18 protein-coding genes are annotated in these 18,217 nt (G+C 72.8%); 6 read left to right on the forward strand and 12 right to left on the reverse strand.

Annotated elements, in window-relative coordinates; genetic code table 11:
* Positions 1 to 164 precede the first annotated feature (164 nt).
* The 5 genes from mdo to BM204_RS01560 all read left to right on the forward strand — a co-directional run bounded on the left by mdo (position 165) and on the right by BM204_RS01560 (position 6,225).
* Positions 165 to 1,457: an NDMA-dependent methanol dehydrogenase gene (gene mdo / locus BM204_RS01540; protein WP_091109834.1), complete on the forward strand. Its 1,293-nt coding sequence runs from the start codon at positions 165 to 167 to the stop codon at positions 1,455 to 1,457.
* Positions 1,458 to 1,552: 95 nt separating this feature from the next.
* Positions 1,553 to 2,743, forward strand: coding sequence for an AAA family ATPase (locus BM204_RS01545; RefSeq protein WP_174812967.1), 1,191 nt, complete (start codon positions 1,553 to 1,555; stop codon positions 2,741 to 2,743).
* Between the two features lie 4 nt (positions 2,744 to 2,747).
* Positions 2,748 to 4,280, forward strand: a complete 1,533-nt coding sequence (locus tag BM204_RS01550; protein WP_091109836.1) for a VWA domain-containing protein — start codon at positions 2,748 to 2,750, stop codon at positions 4,278 to 4,280.
* A 10-nt stretch (positions 4,281 to 4,290) separates the two neighbouring features.
* Positions 4,291 to 5,262 (forward strand): mycofactocin oligosaccharide methyltransferase MftM, encoded by a 972-nt coding sequence (gene mftM / locus BM204_RS01555; RefSeq protein WP_170259041.1) that lies wholly within the window; start codon positions 4,291 to 4,293, stop codon positions 5,260 to 5,262.
* Positions 5,263 to 5,586: 324 nt separating this feature from the next.
* Positions 5,587 to 6,225 (forward strand): acetate uptake transporter, encoded by a 639-nt coding sequence (locus BM204_RS01560; RefSeq protein ID WP_091109837.1) that lies wholly within the window; start codon positions 5,587 to 5,589, stop codon positions 6,223 to 6,225.
* Positions 6,226 to 6,487: 262 nt separating this feature from the next.
* Here the strand turns inward: BM204_RS01560 and BM204_RS01565 are convergent, their stop codons facing one another.
* From BM204_RS01565 to BM204_RS22130, 9 genes are all read right to left on the reverse strand, one after another.
* A complete protein-coding gene (locus tag BM204_RS01565; protein WP_281290178.1) occupies positions 6,488 to 7,165 on the reverse strand; it encodes a MadR family response regulator transcription factor in 678 nt (225 codons plus the stop codon).
* Positions 7,153 to 8,565, reverse strand: a complete 1,413-nt coding sequence (locus BM204_RS01570; RefSeq protein WP_246165756.1) for a MadS family sensor histidine kinase — start codon at positions 8,563 to 8,565, stop codon at positions 7,153 to 7,155. The genes BM204_RS01565 and BM204_RS01570 overlap by 13 nt, the downstream gene beginning before the upstream one ends.
* 7 nt (positions 8,566 to 8,572) lie before the next feature.
* Entirely contained in the window at positions 8,573 to 9,820 is a 1,248-nt protein-coding gene (locus BM204_RS01575) for an iron-containing alcohol dehydrogenase (RefSeq protein WP_091109839.1), read from the reverse strand.
* Positions 9,821 to 9,942: 122 nt separating this feature from the next.
* Positions 9,943 to 10,725 carry a mycofactocin-coupled SDR family oxidoreductase gene (locus BM204_RS01580; protein ID WP_091109840.1) on the reverse strand — a complete coding sequence of 261 codons (783 nt, stop codon included), beginning with the start codon at positions 10,723 to 10,725 and terminating at the stop codon, positions 9,943 to 9,945.
* The gene (mftD, locus tag BM204_RS01585) at positions 10,722 to 11,927 is read right to left on the reverse strand and encodes a pre-mycofactocin synthase MftD (protein WP_091109842.1); all 1,206 of its coding nucleotides are present in this window, start codon (positions 11,925 to 11,927) and stop codon (positions 10,722 to 10,724) included. The genes BM204_RS01580 and mftD overlap by 4 nt, the downstream gene beginning before the upstream one ends.
* A 538-nt stretch (positions 11,928 to 12,465) precedes the next feature.
* Entirely contained in the window at positions 12,466 to 13,605 is a 1,140-nt protein-coding gene (locus BM204_RS01590; protein WP_091109843.1) for an XdhC family protein, read from the reverse strand.
* Entirely contained in the window at positions 13,598 to 14,734 is a 1,137-nt protein-coding gene (locus tag BM204_RS23405; protein ID WP_091109845.1) for a vWA domain-containing protein, read from the reverse strand. The genes BM204_RS01590 and BM204_RS23405 overlap by 8 nt, the downstream gene beginning before the upstream one ends.
* A complete protein-coding gene (locus BM204_RS01600) occupies positions 14,731 to 15,603 on the reverse strand; it encodes an AAA family ATPase (protein ID WP_091110051.1) in 873 nt (290 codons plus the stop codon). The genes BM204_RS23405 and BM204_RS01600 overlap by 4 nt, the downstream gene beginning before the upstream one ends.
* A gap of 94 nt (positions 15,604 to 15,697) precedes the next feature.
* Entirely contained in the window at positions 15,698 to 15,817 is a 120-nt protein-coding gene (locus BM204_RS22130; RefSeq protein ID WP_143099621.1) for a VOC family protein, read from the reverse strand.
* A gap of 46 nt (positions 15,818 to 15,863) precedes the next feature.
* Here BM204_RS22130 and BM204_RS01605 point away from each other — a divergent pair, with 46 nt between their 5' ends.
* Entirely contained in the window at positions 15,864 to 16,259 is a 396-nt protein-coding gene (locus tag BM204_RS01605) for a DUF2256 and DUF3253 domain-containing protein (protein WP_091109846.1), read from the forward strand.
* Positions 16,260 to 16,383: 124 nt separating this feature from the next.
* On the opposite strand, the gene BM204_RS01610 is transcribed toward BM204_RS01605, so the two are convergent.
* Genes BM204_RS01610 through BM204_RS01620 form a run of 3 tightly spaced genes read right to left on the reverse strand, consistent with a single transcriptional unit; the run spans position 16,384 to position 18,160 of the window.
* Positions 16,384 to 16,938 carry a nucleotidyltransferase family protein gene (locus BM204_RS01610; RefSeq protein ID WP_091109848.1) on the reverse strand — a complete coding sequence of 185 codons (555 nt, stop codon included), beginning with the start codon at positions 16,936 to 16,938 and terminating at the stop codon, positions 16,384 to 16,386.
* Positions 16,935 to 17,609 carry a hypothetical protein gene (locus tag BM204_RS01615; RefSeq protein ID WP_091109850.1) on the reverse strand — a complete coding sequence of 225 codons (675 nt, stop codon included), beginning with the start codon at positions 17,607 to 17,609 and terminating at the stop codon, positions 16,935 to 16,937. The genes BM204_RS01610 and BM204_RS01615 overlap by 4 nt, the downstream gene beginning before the upstream one ends.
* Positions 17,606 to 18,160: an RNA polymerase sigma factor gene (locus BM204_RS01620; RefSeq protein WP_091109852.1), complete on the reverse strand. Its 555-nt coding sequence runs from the start codon at positions 18,158 to 18,160 to the stop codon at positions 17,606 to 17,608. Before BM204_RS01620 ends, BM204_RS01615 begins: the two co-directional genes overlap by 4 nt.
* Between the last annotated feature and the right edge of the window lie 57 nt (positions 18,161 to 18,217).

The raw sequence follows: 18,217 nt of genomic DNA on the forward strand, positions 1-18,217 counted from the left end.
CCCGACGCGGTGGCACACCCCTCGCGATGACGGCGCCACCTGTCCGGACGGACAGGTGGCCCCCTGCCTCCGCGGTCCGTTTCCGGATCCTCCCCTGTCGGTGGCGGCCCTCACACTCCTAGCGTCCGAAGGGCACCCACACTCAGACCTTCGGAGGTTCCGCCATGCAAGTCGACGAGCTGCTCAAGCCCTTCCCCATCAAGGAGTTCCACCCGTTCCCCCGGGCCCTGATGGGACCCGGCGCCCACGAGATGATCGGCCCCGAGGCCCTCAAGATGGGCTTCCGCAAGACCCTCGTGATGACGTCGGGGCTGCGCGGCACCGACATCGTCCACAAGATCGTCGAGTCGATGAAGTACCACGGCCTCGAGGTGGTGGTCTACGACAAGGTCGAGTCCAACCCCAAGGACTACAACGTCATGGACTCGGTGAAGCTCTACCAGGAGAACGCCTGCGACTCCTTCGTCTCCATCGGCGGCGGCTCCTCGCACGACGCCTGCAAGGGAGCTCGCGTCTCGGTGGCTCACGACGGCCGCAACGTCAACGAGTTCGAGGGCTTCAACATGTCCGAGAACCCGAAGAACCCGCCCCACATCGCGGTCTCCACCACCGCCGGCACCGGGTCGGAGACGTCGTGGGCCTACGTCATCACCGACACCACGACCGACCCCGACAACCCCCACAAGTACGTCGCCTTCGACGACGCCTCGGTGGCCTCCCTGGCGATCGACGACCCGGTGCTCTACTTCGACTGCCCCGTCGACTACACCGCCCAGTGCGGCTTCGACGTGCTCGCCCACGCCAGCGAGCCCTACGTCTCGCGGCTCAACTTCGAGCCGTCCCTGGGCAACGCGATCCGGGCCATCAAGCTGACCTCGGAGAACCTGCGCGAGGCGGTCTGGAACGGTCAGGACCTCAAGGGCCGCGAGGGCATGATGTACGCCCAGTACATCGCCGCGCAGGCGTTCAACTCCGGCGGCCTGGGGATCATCCACTCGATCTCCCACGCGGTGTCGGCGTTCTACGACACCCACCACGGCCTCAACAACGCGATCGCGCTGCCCCGGGTGTGGGCGTTCAACATGCCCGCCCAGTACGGCCGCTTCGCCGACATCGCCGAGGCCATGGGCATCGACACGCACGGCATGACCAAGCCCCAGGCGGCCGACGCCGCGCTGGCCGCCGCGATCCGGCTGCTGCGCGACGTGGGGATCACCGAGAAGTTCACCGACGTGACGAAGGACTCCTACTCCAAGAACCGGCTGGGCCAGGGCCCGACCGCGTTCTACCAGAGCGCCGGGACGATCAGCGGCGACGCAGCCGACGTGGACCGGATCACCAACCACGTCCTCGGCGACGCCTGCACCCCGGGCAACGCCAAGGAGTGCACCTTCGAGACCGTGCGCCCCGTCGTGGACCACTGCATGAACGGCGACCTGGACGACCTCATCTCCTAGCCGACCGATCGCGTCGGGCCCGGCCCCCACCGGCCGGGCCCAGCGCGTCCCCCTTCGCACCTCCCCATCCCCGCATCCAGGCACAGGAGATCCGCGTGACCGAGCAAGCAGCGCCAGTGGCCGAGTTCAGCGACGTCGAGGACACCCGCACCCGCTTCCGTGACGCCGGCTACCTCGCCGACGATCGGCTAGCGACCACGGTGTTCCTGCTCTCCCGGCTCGACAAGCCGGTGCTGCTCGAGGGTCCGGCCGGCGTCGGCAAGACGCAGCTGGCCACGAGCCTCGCCGAGGTCACCGGACGACGGCTGATCCGGCTCCAGTGCTACGAGGGCCAGGACGAGACCAAGGCCCTCTACGAGTGGGACTACGGCAAGCAGATGCTCTACACCCAGATCCTGCGGGAGAAGATCGGCCAGGTCGTCGAGGACGCCGCCGACCTCCAGGAGGCCGTCGAGCGGATCGCCCAGCAGGACAGCATCTTCTTCTCCGAGCGCTTCCTCGCGGCCCGCCCCCTGCTGGAGGCGATCACTTCCGAGGAGCCGGTCGTGCTCCTGATCGACGAGGTCGACCGTGCCGACGAGGCGCTCGAGGCGGTGCTGCTCGAGCTGCTCAGCGAGTTCCAGATCTCCATCCCCGAGGTCGGCACGATCCGCGCCAAGACGCTGCCCTACGTCGTGCTGACGTCCAACAACACCCGCGACCTCTCCGCCGCCCTCAAGCGCCGCTGCCTGCACCTGTTCCTCGACTACCCCGAGGCCGACCGCGAGCTGGAGATCATCCGCTCGAAGGACACCGGTCTCTCCGAGGCGCTGGCGACGCGACTGGTCGAGATCGTGCGTGGCCTGCGCGATCTGGAGCTGCGCAAGTCGCCCTCCATCTCCGAGACCATCGACTGGGCCCGCACCCTCGCGGTGCTCGGCGTCGAGGAGCTCACGGCCGACGTGCTGTCCGCGACGCTCAACGTCGTCGTCAAGTACGAACGCGACCTCGAGAAAGCCCGTCGCGCCCTGCCCGGCATGGTCGATCCCAACGCCACCGTGCCCGACTCCCTCGGCCACGGCCACGGCCACGGGCACGGCCACGACGCGGACCACGCGCACGACGGCACCGACGCCGGGCCGGACGGCCGGGCCGTGCGGGCGGCCAAGGACCAGCCGGGCCGCCACGACGCGGCGTACGCCGGCAATGGCCGCTCCTCGGAGGAGGGCAGGCCGCCCAAGGTCGTGCCCACCGGCCAGGGCGAGCGCTCCTTCGCCGCACGCTCCGCCCGCAAGCGTCCGGTCTGAGCAGATGGAAGGCGCCGTCCACCGCTTCATCCGGCTGCTGCGGCTGCACGGCGTGCGCGTGAGCACCGCCGAGGCGGTCGACGCGATGCACGCCGTCGCCCAGCCCAGCGTGCTCGAGCACCGCGAGGTGCTGCGGGCCGCTCTCGCGGTCAGCCTCATCAAGGACCGCCGCGACCTCGAGGTCTTCGAGCGGGTCTTCGAGCGCTTCTTCGGGCTGCTCGCGGTCATCGAGCCGGGCGACGAGGGGCACGGCCACGCGCACGACGACCTCACCGACGAGGGCTCGCTCGAGCAGTTCACCCTGTCCGAGGAGCCCGGCGACGTGCCCGAGGACGGCCACTCGCACGGCAAGCCCGACGACATCAAGGAGTTCTTCAGGCCCGAGGACATGGCCCAGCAGTACAACCTGCACCAGGAGGCCAACAAGATCGACATCGCAGCGCTGACCGACGAGATCGTCCTGTCCAACGACACCCAGGACAGTGCCGGCGAGGCCGCGCGGGTGCAGCTCTCCACGCAGCGCATGCACAACCCCGGGGCACCCGGCGACCTGGTGCGCCGACCCGGCATGGAGATCGACACCGAGCTCACGGTCGCCGAGGAGATGATGCTGCTGAGCTGGCTCGAGGAGACGGTGCCCGACGACGCCGAGCACGACCCCGACACCGCGGCCGGCCTGGCCGCGCTGCGGGAGGCACTGGCGCCCTACCTCGCGAGCCTGCCGGAGCGGCTCAAGCAGCACCTCGAGCGGCTCATGGAGATGGAGCACGAGATCGAGGTCCGCGAGGTGCAGGCAGCGCAGGCCGAGACCCTCGACGAGCGCGAGCGCGCCGACCTCGAGGAGTCGTTGCGGCGACTGCTGCGCAGCCTGCGTGGTGCGCCCCGGCCGCGGCGCAAAGCGGCCGCGCGTGGGGTGGTCGACGGTGCGCGCACGATGCGGGCCAACATGAGGTACGACGGTGTCCCCTTCCGTCCCGTCACCGTCAGCAAGGTGGAGGACCGGCCGCGGCTGCTGGTGCTATGCGACGTCTCGCTCTCCGTGCGCTCGACCGCCCGCTTCACCCTGCACCTGGTGCACAGCCTGCAGTCGGTCGCGTCCTCGGTGCGGACCTTCGCGTTCGTCAAGGACCTGGTCGAGGTGACCGACCTCTTCGCCGAGCACCGCACCGAGGAGGCGCTGAGCCTGGTGATGTCGGGGCTGCCCGCGGGCGGGGTACTCGACGTGGACGCCGACTCCGACTACGGCTCGGCGTTCGACACGTTCCTCGACCTGTTCGGCTCGGCCATCACCCGTCGTACGACGGTCATCGTGCTGGGCGACGGACGCGGCAACGGCCACGACCCGCGTCTGTCGGTCTTCGAGGAGATCAGCCGGCGCGCGCGCAGCACGATCTGGCTGACGCCCGAGCCGCGCTACTCGTGGGGGCTCGGGGGCTGCGACCTGCCGCTCTATGCCGAGCACTGTGAGCGCGTGCAGGTCGTGCGCGGCCTCTCCGGGCTCGAGCAGGTCTCCCACCAGGCGGCGGTCCCGACATGACCGGGCGGGCATGACCACGGGCACGGGTCGGCCGGTGGCGGCGCCCGAGCCTCCCCGCATCGACGCCTTCACCCGGACCGACCGCGGCGTCTACCGCGACGCCTTCGTCGAGGTGCACGCGTGCCCGGCGCCGGCGCCGCTGGCGCGCCGCTCGCGACACATGGTGCGCACCCCGCACTTCGACGTCGTGCACGACGGTCCGCGCGTGCTGCTCACCCACCGGGTGCCGGCCGAGGGGATCGACGACGACCTCTCGGGGCTGCTCGCCGACGAGCTCTTCAGCCCCGGCTGGCTGCGCGGTCCCGAGATGTTCGAGCGGCTCTTCACCGGCATCGTGCTCACCTCGGGTCCCGACCCGCTCGCCAGCTGGACGCTCTTCTACCGCAACACGTTGCGGCGCGTGGAGACCGTGCTCGCGCGGGGTGGTGGTGTCGGTGGTGGTGTCGGCGGTGGTGTCGGCGGTGGTGTCGGCGGTGCGCACGGGACGATCGACGACTACGCGCCTGTCTACGCGTTCGCCGAGCAGCTCCTCGAGCCCGGCAGCGTGCTCGAGCTCGGCTGCTGCTTCGGTTTTCTGTCCCTGCGCCTCGCGGCCGCCGGGCACCACGTCACCGCCTCCGACCTCAACCGCGGCACGGTCGCCCTGCTCGACGCGGTCGCGCCGCTGCTGGGGGTCTCGCTGCGCACCGTCGTCGCCGACGCCGGGCGCGTCCCGGCCCCTGAGCGCTCGGCCGACACGGTGCTGCTGATCCACCTGCTCGAGCACCTCGACAGCGACCACGGCGACCGGGTCCTGACCGAGGCGATCCGGCTGGCCCGGCGCCGGGTCGTGGTTGCCGTGCCGCTCGAGGACGAGGCCGACGAGACCTGGGGGCACGTGCGCACGCTCTCCCTGGCCGACCTCGATGCCTGGGGCAGTCGCACCGGCCTGGCGCACACGGTGCACGAGCACCACGGCGGCTGGCTCGTCCTCGACCGCTGACGTCGTGCAGCGGTCCTCGGGCAGGCGCCGATGGGCGGTGGGAGGTGGGAGGTGCGGTGGCGCGCCCGTCACCCGCAGCTCACCGCCCCTCTGCCTCGACCGCCGTCCGCACGCCTACCTGTCCGACGCGCACGCAGGGTGGGGACGGTCCGCCGTACAACCTCGCGGAGACGGGTGCACGGGTGCACGCGAGGCGTGGTGGAGGCCCTTCCGGGCAGGCGCCGGACTGGTCGCTCGGCCGGTCCCGCGGAGGTCCTGCGTCACTAGCGCCGCAGGCAGGCGGCCGGCACCGACGCCGCCACCCACACCCCTCCGGAGGACCTCATGACCGATCTCGCCAGCCAGCCCACCAGCCACGCGACACCCAGCCATGCCGAGCCGGCACCCGCGGCCGTCGTGGCCACCGCACCCTCCGGCTGGGGCGACCCGTTCTCGCTCGGGCTCGCCAGCTTCGGCATCTCCGCACTGGTCCTCGCCAGCGTCATGTCGGGGCTCATCGACGCCGCTGCCACCCCGGCCGTGCTATCGCTCGCGCTGGCGCTGGGCTTCACCACCGAGCTGGTCGCGGGCATCATCCACTTCCAGCGCGGTGAGACCTTCCCCGGCCTGGTCTTCACGGCGTACGCCGGCTTCTGGCTCAGCTATGCGCTGCTCGTGCAGTTCTACGGGCCGATGGTGACCGCCGACGCCGCGGCGGTGACCGGGATGTTCCTGCTGGCGTGGGCGATCTTCTCGAGCTACATGCTGCTGGCCGCGCTGCGCACCAACACCACGACGATCGTGATCTTCTCGCTGCTGTGCATGGTGTTCTATCTCGCGGCCTTCGGCGCGTTTCTCGAGAGTGCCGCGCTGGGCCACGCAGCCGGCTACGTGCTGGTGCTCGACGCCCTCGTCGCGCTCTACGCCTCCGCCGCGATCATCGTGAACACCACGTGGGAGCGCACCGTCCTGCCGGTGCCCTGAGCCTGGTCACCGCTGATGCAACATCGCGCCGACTCGACGGGCCGGGGCTGCTCCGAGGAGCAGCTCCGGTCCGGGCGGCAGGAGGAACGTCGGCAGTTCACCGCCCCCGGCGCGACGCAGAGCGTGAGCGGACCGACGTACGCGCCGAACTGCCCGGTCGGATTGGCGGTCAAGCGCCAACTTCCCCGGCTGGCCGGGGATCCCTGCCGCCCGCCCGCCCCAACTCGGCCGACCACGACTTCGTCGTGGTCGGCTGGTCGGCTCAGATGACACCCATCTTGGAGGCCTCGTAGACCGCCTCCGCACGGCGGGTGACCCCGAGCTTGCGCAGGATGTTGCCGACATGGAACTTCGCGGTGGTCTCGGAGATGTAGAGCCGGGCGCCGATGTCGCGGTTGGACAGACCGCGGGCCAGCAGGCGGAGCACCTCGGTCTCGCGGGGGGTGAGGTGCTTGGCCTCGCTGGCGGTCGGGGTGTTGAGGCCGCGGACCATGGCTGCGGCGGAGCGAGCGTCGAAGGCGCTCTCCCCACGGGCGATGTCGCGGATGGCGCGGATCAGGCCGGAGGTGTCGACGTCCTTGACGACGTAGCCGCGCGCACCGGCCCGCACCGCGCGCAGCACCAGCTGGTCGTCGAGGAAGGTCGTGAGGACCAGGATCCCGATCTCGGGGTGCAGCTCGCCCAGCTCGGCGCAGAGCTCGAGGCCCTCGGTGTCGGAGGAGGTCGAGAGCTTCAGGTCGAGCAGCACGATCTGCGGCCGTGCCCGCACCACGACGGCCAGCGCCTCAGCGGCGGTCGAGGCCTCCGCGACGACGCGCATGTCGCGCTCGCGCTCCAGGATCGAGCGCAGTCCCTGGCGGACGATGGCGTGGTCGTCGACGAGCATGATGTCGACGGTGCTCGAGACGGTGTCGGGCTTGGGCGGGCTCAGCGTTGCCACGGGTTCTCCTGGAAGGTCGGACGGTCGGGCGCGGCCTCGACGAGGCCGCCGATGAGTCCGGGGCGGTAGGGCACCGCCAGCGGCAGCGGGATGCGCATCTCCACGCGCACCCCACCGAGACGGGCGCGACGGAAGGCGATGCTGCCGCCGAGCTCGGTGATGCGGCTCTCGATGTTGACCAGGCCACGGTGCCGGCCGTCGACGGCAGGGCCGCGCTCCAGCCGCAGCCGTCGGGCCAGCTCGGTGGGGTCGCCGGTGCCGTCGTCGGCCACGCTGGCGAGGAGCTCGGTGGCGCGATAGCGCAGGCGTACGACGGCGCGCGTCGCCTCGGCGTGGGTGGCGACGTTGAAGAGGGCCTCCCCCACCGCCCGCGCGATCTCGTGGTCGGCGTCGGCCCCGAGCAGGTGGGCGTCCCCCTCGACGCGCACCTGGACCTGCAGCTGCTGGCGGTGGTGCTCGGCCACCTCGTGGAGCAGCTCGGGCAGCGTCCACACGGTGTCGCGCTGCGGCTGGTGCAGAGCATAGATCGCCCGTCGCAGCTGGTCGATCGCCACCTGGCTCAGCGACTTGGCCGTGCACAGCTGGGCCAGGATCGGGGCCCCCTGGGGACCCAGGTGCTCGGCCTCACCCCGCGCGACCTCGACGGCCATGCCGGTGGACAGGACGTACTGCGTCACCGAGTCGTGCAGCTCGCGGGCGATCCGGTGCCGCTCGTGGTCGACGAGCTCGCGCTGGTGGGCCACCAGCAGCCGCTGCTCGACCTCGCGCAGCTCGCGAGTGCGCTGCTCGAGGTCGAGCGCCTGGGCGGTCGCCTCGTCGTAGAGCTGCTGGGCACGACGGTGCAGGGCCGCGCCCGCCTGGTACTGCTCGGAGGTGTGCAGCGAGACGGCCGCCTCGTTGGCCAGGATCCGCAGCACCGAGAGGTCCCCCGGCGCGGGCTCGGCGTCCAGGCCGTGCAACCCGACGAGGGCCCCGATCCGCACCCCGTCGAGGGTCATGGGCACCCGCACCCAGGTGGCGTCGGCCGGCGTGCGGGTGGCGTGACCGGCGCGGATCGCGCCGAGCTCACGTCGTACGGCGGGTGGCAGGCCGGCGTCCTCGTCGACGACCGTGCCCTCCCGGTCGACCGCGAGGAAGCGCGGCCGGGCACCGGGGAGGTGGCCGTCGGAGAGCGCGAGCAGCGTCCACTGCGCCTCGAGGTGCTCCGAGGCGGCCCGGGTGACCTGCTCGAGGAGGCCGCGCGGGCCCTCGACCGTGCGCACCAGGGTGCGGGAGATCGAGTCCATCGCCCGCACCGCGCGCTGCATGCGCTCGTCGGAGGCGACGTAGGCGCGGTAGTAGGACCCCTTGCCCGAGCGGACCCCGGTGAGGGTCGCGAGGTCGAGCGACTGACTGGTCACCGTCACCTCACAGGGCGTCTCGGAAGAGCTTCTCGACGTCGCTCCGGGTGGCCGCGCGGGGGTTGGTCGTCAGGCACGCGTCGTCCAGCGTGGTGCCGGCCAGCCGCGGGATGTCGGCCTCGCAGACCCCGAGCTCGCGCAACCCCCGGGGCACGCCAACGTCGTCAGCGAGGCGCCGCACGTGGTCGGCGAGGAGCTCGGCGGCTTCCTCGCCCGGCATGCCGGAGACCTCCAGCCCGGACGCGGCGGCCAGGTCGGTGAAGCGGTCGGGCGTGGCCCGGGCGTTGTAGCGGATGACGTGCGGCAGCAGCACCCCGTTGACGACCCCGTGCGGCGCGTCGAGGAGGCCCCCGACCTGGTGGCTCATGGCGTGGGTCGCGCCGAGGATGGCGTTGGAGAAGGCCAGCCCCGCCTCGAGGCTGGCCTGGGCCATCTTCGTCCGGGGCCGCTCCTCCTTCGGGTCGGTCATGGTGCTGCGCAGGTAGGTGCACACCAGGCCGACGGCGCTGAGCGCGTGGTTGTCGGCCAGCGGGTTGTGGGCCAGCGAGACGAAGGCCTCGATGCCGTGGGTGAGCGCGTCGAGGCCGGTGGCCGCGTTGAGCTGCTCGGGCATCGTCATCAGCAGCCGAGGGTCGGTGATCGAGATGTCCGGCACCAGGGCGCGGCCCATGATCGTGATCTTCACCGAGCGCTCGGTGTCGGTGACGATGCAGAACTGGCTGACGTCGGCGCCGGTGCCCGAGGTGGTCGGGATGATCAGCACCGGCGGGATCGGCTGGGTCATCTGGTCGATGCCGGCGTAGTCGAGGATGTCGCCGCCGTTGCCCGACAGCACCGCCACGCCCTTGGCGGCGTCGGCGCAGGAGCCGCCGCCGATGCCGATGATGACGTCGCAGTCCCACTCCAGGTAGTGGGCGTAGGCCGCCCGGACCTCGTGGTCGCGCGGGTTGGGGGTGACCCGCGACCACTGCACCGGCCGGAGTCCGCAGTCGCGCAGGTGGCCGAGCAGCTCCTCGACCCAGCCGGCCTCGATGATGCCGGGGTCGGTGACCACCAACGGTCGGCGCGCGCCGAGCCGGACGGCGGCGAAGCCGGCCTCGGCCAGCGACCCCATCCCGAAGACGACCTCGGGCGCGTGGAACTTCACCAGCCCGGAGGGCTCGCGCGGCGCGTCGTGGCGCACCGGTTCTCGGTCCGCGACGGTGGTCGAGCGGCGCGGTGCGATCGTGTCGGCGGGCGCCATCGTGGTGGTCATCTGAGCCTCCAAGCCTGTGACGGGGACCACACTGCCTCGCCCTACGTTGCGAAAGCGTTGGTTGGTGCCCCCACCTGCCCCGACGGAGGGGGCACCACCTGCCCGGACGGACAGGTGCCCCGTCAGCCGACGAAGCCGCCGTCGGCGTGCACGACCGAGCCGTTGAGCACCCGCCCCTCCCGCGAGCACGCGAAGGCGATGGTGGCGGCGACCTCGCGCGGGTCGAGCAGGTCCTGGAGCAGCTGCGCAGGTGCGAGGTCGGAGGCGGTGACGCCGTAGAGCGCCGCGGTCGCGTCGAGCATCGCGGTGCGCGTGCCCCCGGGTGCGACGGCCGCGGCGGTGACCCCGGTTCCGACGAGGTCGGCGGCCAGCCCGCGCACCAGCCCCACGACCGCGTGCTTGACGGTCGTGTAGGCAGCGAGGTGGAACAGCCCCCGCGTGCCGGCCGCGGAGGCGACGGCGACGAAGCGGCAACCGGCGGGGTCGGGCCCGGTGAGCATCTCCGGTACGGCGGCCGCGGCGGTGTTCCACACCCCCACGACGTCCACCTCCCACTGCGCGGCGAGGCTGGTGTCCTGCCACAGCGGGACTCCGCCGCCGATGACCGCGGCGGCCGCAACGGCCACGTCGAGCCGACCCCACTCCTCCACCGCGCAGGCCACCGCGTGCCGCAGCGCCGCGGGGTCGCACACGTCGGCCTGCAGGGTGATCCCCCGGTCTCCGAGCACGTCGCCGGTGCGCTCGAGGTCGGCCGGGGTGGCGAGCGGGTAGCCCGCGCGCCCGCCGTCGCCCTCGCACGAGTCGAGCGCGACCACCCGCAGCCCCTGGTCGGCGAGCAGCACCGCGGTGGCCGCGCCGATCCCGCGGGCCGCCCCCGTGACCAGCGCGACCCGTGGCTCGCTCACGTGCCCGCGCGGTCCCGGGCAGTGGTGCCGCCGAGCGTGCGCAGGAAGCCGTCGGGCACCACCACGTCGTCGGGCGAGAGGTCGTGGACCGAGGAGTGGCCCATGCCGAGCAGTGAGGAGTCGACGCCGCCCCGCAGGACGTCGAGGACGTTCTCCACGCCCGCCTGCCCGTTGGCGGCCAGGCCCCAGAGGTAGGCACGACCGATCATCACCGCCCGGGCACCGAGGGCGACGGCCTTGACGACGTCGCTGCCCCGGCGGATCCCGCCGTCCATCAGCACCTCGACCTCGTCGCCGACCGCGGCGACCACCGCGGGCAGCACCCGGATCGGGGCCGGGGTCCCGTCGAGGTTGTTGCCGCCGTGGTTGGAGACCGAGATCGCGGTGACGCCGGCGTCGACGGCCGCCCGGGCGTCGTCCACGCGGCAGATGCCCTTGAGCATGAACGGCCCGCCCCACTCCTCGACCATCCACGCAATGTCGTCCCAGGTCGGCGGCGGGGTCTGCGCCCACTCGCCGTAGGCCCCGAAGAAGGTGGGTGCCTGGTCCTCGGCGCCGGGGTCGACGAGGTTGGGCGTGGTGAGGTCAGGCAGCTTCCCGGAGCGGGCGAAGTCGTAGAGCCAGCGCGGCCGGCGCAGCGCCTCGGGGGCGAAGCGGGCCATCGCCCTGAGGTCCAGCTTCTCCGGGATCACCGGGCTGCCCCAGTCTCGGCCGTAGGAGAACGACCAGTCCAGCGTGGCGATCAGGCCCACGCAGCCCGCGTCGCGGGCCCGGTCGAATCGGCGGGCCATCACCTCCCGGCTGCCCATCCAGTAGGACTGGTAGAACACCTGCGAGCAGGCCTCGGTGACCTCCTCGACCGGCTTGCTCGCGAACGAGCTGAGCCCCATCGCGATGCCCCGGGCGGCCGCCGCTCGAGCGACGGCGACCTCGCCGTCGGGGTGCACGGCCTGCACGCCGGTGGGCGAGATCAGCACCGGCATCGAGATCGTCTGACCCATCACCGTGGTCGCGAGGTCGTGCTCGGCCGTCAGTCCCGCCACGTGCGGCGCGAGGCCGAGCTCACCGAAGGCGCGAGTGTTGTCGTCGTAGGACGTGCCACGCTCCGAGCCCGCGAGCAACGCGCTGTAGACCGACGACGGCAGGCGCTTCTGCGCCCGCCGCTGTGCCTCGGCCACCGTCTCCATCCATCCCGAACCCATCGAACCTCCCGGTGTCGTGTCGCTCTCGACGCTAGGAGCAACCGGGGCCCGTGATAACTACCCGTTGTGACAGGTGGCCCCGCCCGGTCGGTCCCGGTCCCGACCTCAGGCGAGCCGGCTGCGCAGAAACCGCACCGTGCGCTCGATCGAGCGCTGCCACCCGGCGTGGCCGCGATAGTCGGTGTCTAGCACCGCGAAGCCGGCACCGGCCAGCCAGGCCTGCTCGCGGGCCAGCCCCTGGCCGGCGACCTAGACGTCGGGGTCGATGTAGCCGTGGTTGAGGACGACCCCGGGGGAACGGGCCCGGCCCGGTGGGGCGCAGGAGGATGCCCGAGACGGTGACCCCGCTGCTGTCGTAGGTGACCTGGGAGCGGGTGTAGTCGGCCGTCTCCTCGACCACGCGGCCGTAGCGGATCCGGCTGGCCCGGAAATCCTCGCGCATCAGCGCCGGCAGGGAACGCGCGTCGGGCGCCGGTGGCAGCGCCGGTTCGGCCGGCTCAACCGGCTCGGTGGGCTCGGTGGCGGGGTGCGGCGGGGCTCACGGCAGGTGGTCGAGGTCGCCGTGGATGCGGCCCTCCGTGCTCACCAGGCGCTCGCCCGTGCCACCCCAGCGGCCGGCGATGATCTCGGCGGCGATGCTGATCGCGGTCTCCTCGGGCGTGCGGGCACCGAGGTCGAGGCCGATCGGGCTGGAGAGCCGCTGGAGCTCCTCCTTGCTCACGCCGACCTCGAGCAGGCGGGTGACGCGGTCCTCGTGGGTGCGCCGCGAGCCCATCGCGCCGACATAGGCGACCTCGGGGAGGCGAAGGGCGACCTCGAGGAGGGGTACGTCGAACTTGGGGTCGTGGGTGAGCACCGTGACGACCGTGCGCTGGTCGATGCGCCCGGCCTCCTGCTCTGCGGTCAGGTAGCGGTGGGGCCAGTCGACGACGACCTCGTGGGCGTCCGGGAAGCGGCTGTGGGTCGCAAAGACCGGGCGGGCGTCACAGACGGTGACCTGGTAGCCGAGGAAGGCGCCGACCCGGGCGACGGCGGCGGCGAAGTCGATCGCCCCGAAGACCAGCAGCCGCGGTTTGGGCGCGAAGGCCCAGACGAAGACGCGCATGCCCTCGCCGCGGCGCTCTCCGTCGGGACCGTAGGTGAGCGTGGCGTTGGTGCCGCTGGCGAGCAGGCCCATGGCGTCGTCGTGGACGGCGCCGTCGGCGCGGGTGCTGCCGAGGGTGCCCTCGTTGTCGTGCGACTCGGGACGGATGACCAGGCGCTTGCCGAGCCAGGAGGGGTCGGGGTGCTCGATCACCGTGGCCAGCGCGACCGCGCGGCCCTCGGTGATGTCGGCGGCGATGTCGCCGAGCTCGGGGAAGGTGTCGCGCGATACCTTCTCGACGTAGACGTCGAGGATGCCGCCGCAGGTCAGGCCGACGGCGAACGCGTCGTCGTCGGAGACGCCGTAGCGCTCCAGGACCGGCGCCCCCGACACGACGACCGACTCGGCCAGCTCGTAGACCGCGCCCTCGACGCAGCCCCCGGAGACCGACCCGACGGCCGCACCCTCCCGGGTCACCAGCATCGAGGCTCCGGGAGGCCGGGGGGCGGAGCGGAAGGTCGCCACGACGGTGCCGACCCCGATCTCCTCCCCCGCGTGCCAGCGGGTCATCAGCTCTTCGAGCACGTCACGCACGTGCCACCACCTCCACCAGGTCTGCGAACGTCGCCAGCGAGTGACCGGCGAGGAAGTCGTCGACGTGCGGCAGGGCAGCCACCACGCCCTGCTGCACCGGCTCGTAGCCGGCCTTGCCGCGGTGCGGGTTGACCCACACCACGCGGTGCGCGACCCGGTGCAGGCGGCGCATCTGCTCGCCGAGCAGCGTGCAGTCACCGCGCTCCCAGCCGTCGCTGAACACCACGACCACGGCACCGCGGGCCATGCCGCGCCGGCCCCAGCGGTCGAGGAAGACCTGCAGGGTCTCGCCCAGGCGGGTGCCGCCGGACCAGTCGGGGACGGCCTCGCCCGCGGCGACCAGCGCCCGCTCGGCGTCGCGGCTGTGCAGCGCGCGGGTCAGGTGGGTCAGCCGGGTGCCGACGGTGAACGTCTCGACGACGCCGGGGCCCTGCGACATCCGGTGCGCGAGGCGCAGCAGCGCGTCGGCGTAGCCGTTCATCGAGCCGGACACGTCGATCAGCAGCACCACCCGGCGCGGCTTCTCCGCGCGTCGGCGCCACTCGATCGCCGAGGGCTCGCCCATGCGACGCAGGCTCTCGCGCAGCGTGCGGGAGGCGTCGACCTGGCCGCGGTGCCAGGCCCGGTGCCGCGCCGTACGACGGAGGGGGGCGCGCGGGTGCAGCGTCGCGAACATCGCGGAGAGCCGGTGCTTCTCGGCCGCGGACATGCCGGCGACGTCGCGGTGGCGCAGGACCTCGGCGTTGCTGGCCATCGCCTGGACCGTCTCCCCGTTCCCGTCGCCCTGCCCCTCACGCTCGTCGGAGGGCAGGTCGGAGAAGGACGGAGCGGTCGGCGGGGCCGGGGTGGCGCGGGGCAGGCCGTCGCGGGCGTTGAAGTAGGCCTCGAAGACCTGGTCGTAGCGGCGCAGGTCGTCCGGGGAGCCGCACAGGGTCGCGCGGCCGGCGTTGTAGGTCGCGCGCTGGTCGCCGAGCCCGACGACCGAGACCGCGTCGAGGAAGCCCTGGGTGCGGTCCTGGGTCACCGGCAGGCCGGCGGCGCGCAGCGCCCGGGCGAAGCCGGCGAGGACCTCGTCGACCTCGCGGACCGGGGTCGACTCGCCGGGGGCGCGCTGCTGGAGGTCGATCACGTGCGCAGCATCTGGTCGAGCGCCTGCTTCACGCGGTCGGTGTCCTCGCGGTACTTCACCAGCGCGCCGAGCGTGCGCGCCGAGGTCTCGAGGTCGACCTCGGTGGCCCCGAGGTGCTGGAGCGCGCGGGCCCAGTCGAGGGTCTCGGCGACGCCCGGGGGCTTCTCCAGGTCACCGCGCTGGCGCAGCTGCTGAGCGATCGTGGCCACCTGGCGGGCCAGGGTCTCGGAGACCTCGGGCGCGCGCGAGCGCAGGATCTCGACCTCGCGGTCCAGGCCGGGATGGTCGATCCAGTGGTAGAGGCAGCGCCGCTTGAGGGCGTCGTGGAGCTCGCGGGTCCGGTTGGAGGTCAAGATGACCACCGGCGGGGTCACCGCCTTGACGGTGCCGAGCTCGGGGATGGAGACCTGGTAGGTCGAGAGCACCTCGAGCAGGAACGCCTCGAACTCGTCGTCGGCGCGGTCGACCTCGTCGACGAGCAGCACGGCCGGGGCCTGCTGGAGCGCGGCCAGCACGGGGCGCGCGAGCAGGAACCGCTCGTCGTACAGGCTCTTCTCGGCCTCCTCGACGTCCGCGCCGCCCGCTGCCTCGAGGGCACGCAGGTGCAAGATCTGGCGCGGGAAGTCCCAGTCGTAGAGCGCCTGGGTGGCGTCGATGCCCTCGTAGCACTGCAGCCGCACCAGCGGCAGGCCCAGGCTCTCCGCGATCGCCTCGGCGAGCGCGGTCTTGCCGGTGCCGGGCTCGCCCTCGAGGAGCAGCGGGCGCTGCATCTTGAGGCTGAGGAAGACCACGGTCGCGAGGTCGTCGTCGCTGAGGTAGCCGGTCTCCCGCAGGCGCGCGGTGACGTCGGCGGGCGAAGTGGGCTCCATGCTGCCCACGGTACTGACCGCGGCGTTGGTCACCGGTTGGGGCCGGTGGTCGAGCTGGCGGCTCCGAGGAGGTCCCAGGTGTTGCCGGCTGCGGTCATCCGCACGTGCTGGGCCGCGGGGTGTCCTCGACGAGGTCGAGGCCGAGTGCGGTGGTGAAGAAGTCGATGGCCTCGTCCTCGGCGTGGACCAGGACGGTGGTGAGGTCGATGCGCACCTGTTCAGCCTAGGCCGGCGGTTGGTCCGGTCGGCAGACTGGTCGCATGCCCGCCCAGCCTCCCGACAAGATCTGCGCCTCGTGCGGGCGCCGCATCGAGTGGCGCAAGAAGTGGGCGAGGAGCTGGGACGAGGTGAGGTTCTGCGGTGCGGCCTGCCGCAGCCGCAAGGTGCGGCCCGTCGACGAGCAGCTGTCGCAGTCGATCCTCGCGCTGCTCGCCGGTCGCGCTGCCGGCGCGACGATCTGTCCTTCGGACGCGGCGCGGGCGGTGGGCTCGAGCGCTGGCGACGCCGGCCCGGAGGCCTGGCGCGAGCTGATGGAGCCGGCCCGCCGTGCCGCGCGCCGCCTGGTCGACGCCGGCCAGGTCGAGATCACCCAGGGCGGCAAGGTCGTCGACCCGTCCACCGCCAAGGGGCCGATCCGGATCCGCCGGGTGCGCTGAGCCGTCCCTGGCGCGGGGCTGGCCTGGGTCGGTCCGAAGGGTGGTGACCTGGGGGCGGTCCCCACCCACCCGAGCCCCACCAGCCACCACTTACCCGGTTGACCCCAGCACGGCGCCGTGCCGCTCAGCGGGCGTCGACGTCGTGGCCGGTCGCGAGGTCGCCACACTCGACCAGGTCGACCTCGTGGGCAGCGAGGTAGGAGCGGGCACCCTCGTCGCCGCTCGCCTCGGCCAGCACGCCGGCCCAGTGCTCGCGGCCGATCAGCACCGGGTGTCCGGGCCGACCGTCGTAGGCCGCACGGCGCAGGTCGGCGCGATCAGTGCCGGCGGCGACCACTCGTCGTACGACGTCGGCGGTGACGTCGGGCAGGTCGACGAGCAGGACCATCGCCGCCTCCCCGTCCTCGGGCAGGGCGCGGAGACCGGCGCGCAGCGAGGCGGACATGCCATCGGCCCAGTCGGAGGCGATGACGACGTCGACACCCAGCCCGTCGAGGAGGCGCACGGCCTCGTCGGCGCAGGCACCGAGGACGACGGTGACCCGGTCGCACCCGCCGTCGATGAGGCTCTGGACGCCGCGGGCGACCCACGGGCCCCCGTCCTCGTCGTGGACCAGGGCCTTGGGCATGCCCATGCGGCTGCCGGCGCCTGCCGCCAGGAGGACTCCCTCGACACTCACCCCGGGAAGGCTGCGACGTAGAGCGACTCGAGACGCGGGGCGAAGGCCCCGCTGAACCCGCACACCATGACCTCGCCACCGGTGGCGGCCACGAGGTAGCGCTGGCCCGGCTGGAAGTCCACGACGCCCACGAGGGCCTGCATCATCGCGGGCTCCGTGCGAACCTCGACCACGTCGGTGACCTCACCGGCGTAGAAGCGGTCGGGCGTCAGGCTCACCACGTCGGCACCGACGGCCTCGACGGTGCCGGAGAACGCCACCTGGGCGTTGGACAGCACCTCGGCGCTGGGCACCATGCACCGTCCCTGCGTGGGTGCACCGGCGGCCAGCTCGGTGACGGTCGGGGCCCCCGAGACGGAGGCGCCGGGGCCGGGGCCGGCCGAGGGCACCTGGCCGGACTCGCGGTCGTTGTTGAGGAGGCCGAAGACCCCGACCCCGCCGATCAGGACGGCGGCGGCCGCCGCCACGAGCCAGGTGAGCGGGCTGCGGTGACGGGTCCCGCTCTCGCGGGTCTCCGCCAGGCTGTCGCCACGGGTGCCGGGGCTCTCGGTGCTCTGGTCTGCACTCATGGCGTCCTCCAGGAGTCGGGCCACCCACGTGGGGTCGGCCGGTGGGAGGGAGGCCGCCGGGTCGTGCGCCTGCAGTCGCTGCTGCAGCTCGTCGTCGGTCATGGCGTCCTCCCCTCTCTCGACCCTTCATGTCCGGCCAGTCCGTCGATCTTTCGCAGGCCGTCTCGGAGCCTGGCTCGGGCGCGGTGCAGCCGGATGCTCACGGCGTTGGGCGTCACGTCGAGGACCGCGGCGATCTCGGTGGGGGTGAGCTGCTCCCAGGCCCACAGCCGGACCAGCTCCGCCTCGGCCCCCGTCAGGCCGGCCAACGCCTCGTCGAGGCGTGGGTCACCGTCGTCCGCCCCCGGCCCCGGCACGCTCTGAGCCGGTGGGTCCACCACCGCGACCCGCGCCGCCAGCCGCTCCTGGCGCCGCGCGCCCCGCTGGGCGTTGGCCAGGCACAGCCGCGCCACGCCGTAGGCCCACGGCAGCGCCGCGTCGGGCACCTCGTCGAGCCGGCGCCAGCAGACCAGCAGGGTCTCGGCGAGCACGTCGTCGGCCGTGGCGGTGTCCGTGCGTCGGGCAAGGAACCGCCGCAGCGACTCCACCAGCTCGGGCGCGAGCGCCTCGAAGCGCGCTCGACGCTCCGCTGCGCTGGTCTCCTCGTCGGCCACGGCTCCAGCCTCACACACGGCACCGACGTGCCGTCGTACGCCGCGTCCACGCACGCC

Origin of the sequence: Nocardioides psychrotolerans, from assembly GCF_900113685.1 — a bacterium.
Lineage (GTDB): Bacteria > Actinomycetota > Actinomycetes > Propionibacteriales > Nocardioidaceae > Nocardioides > Nocardioides psychrotolerans.

Excerpts from the sequence above, each read along its gene's own strand:
- mdo (WP_091109834.1), top strand. The coding sequence starts at position 165 with ATGCAAGTCGACGAGCTGCTCAAGCCCTTCCCCATCAAGGAGTTCCAC.
- BM204_RS01550 (WP_091109836.1), top strand. The coding sequence starts at position 2,748 with ATGGAAGGCGCCGTCCACCGCTTCATCCGGCTGCTGCGGCTGCACGGC.
- mftM (WP_170259041.1), top strand. The coding sequence starts at position 4,291 with ATGACCACGGGCACGGGTCGGCCGGTGGCGGCGCCCGAGCCTCCCCGC.
- BM204_RS01560 (WP_091109837.1), top strand. The coding sequence starts at position 5,587 with ATGACCGATCTCGCCAGCCAGCCCACCAGCCACGCGACACCCAGCCAT.
- BM204_RS01575 (WP_091109839.1), bottom strand. The coding sequence starts at position 9,820 with ATGACCACCACGATGGCGCCCGCCGACACGATCGCACCGCGCCGCTCG.
- mftD (WP_091109842.1), bottom strand. The coding sequence starts at position 11,927 with ATGGGTTCGGGATGGATGGAGACGGTGGCCGAGGCACAGCGGCGGGCG.
- BM204_RS01600 (WP_091110051.1), bottom strand. The coding sequence starts at position 15,603 with ATGGAGCCCACTTCGCCCGCCGACGTCACCGCGCGCCTGCGGGAGACC.
- BM204_RS01605 (WP_091109846.1), top strand. The coding sequence starts at position 15,864 with ATGCCCGCCCAGCCTCCCGACAAGATCTGCGCCTCGTGCGGGCGCCGC.
- BM204_RS01615 (WP_091109850.1), bottom strand. The coding sequence starts at position 17,609 with ATGACCGACGACGAGCTGCAGCAGCGACTGCAGGCGCACGACCCGGCG.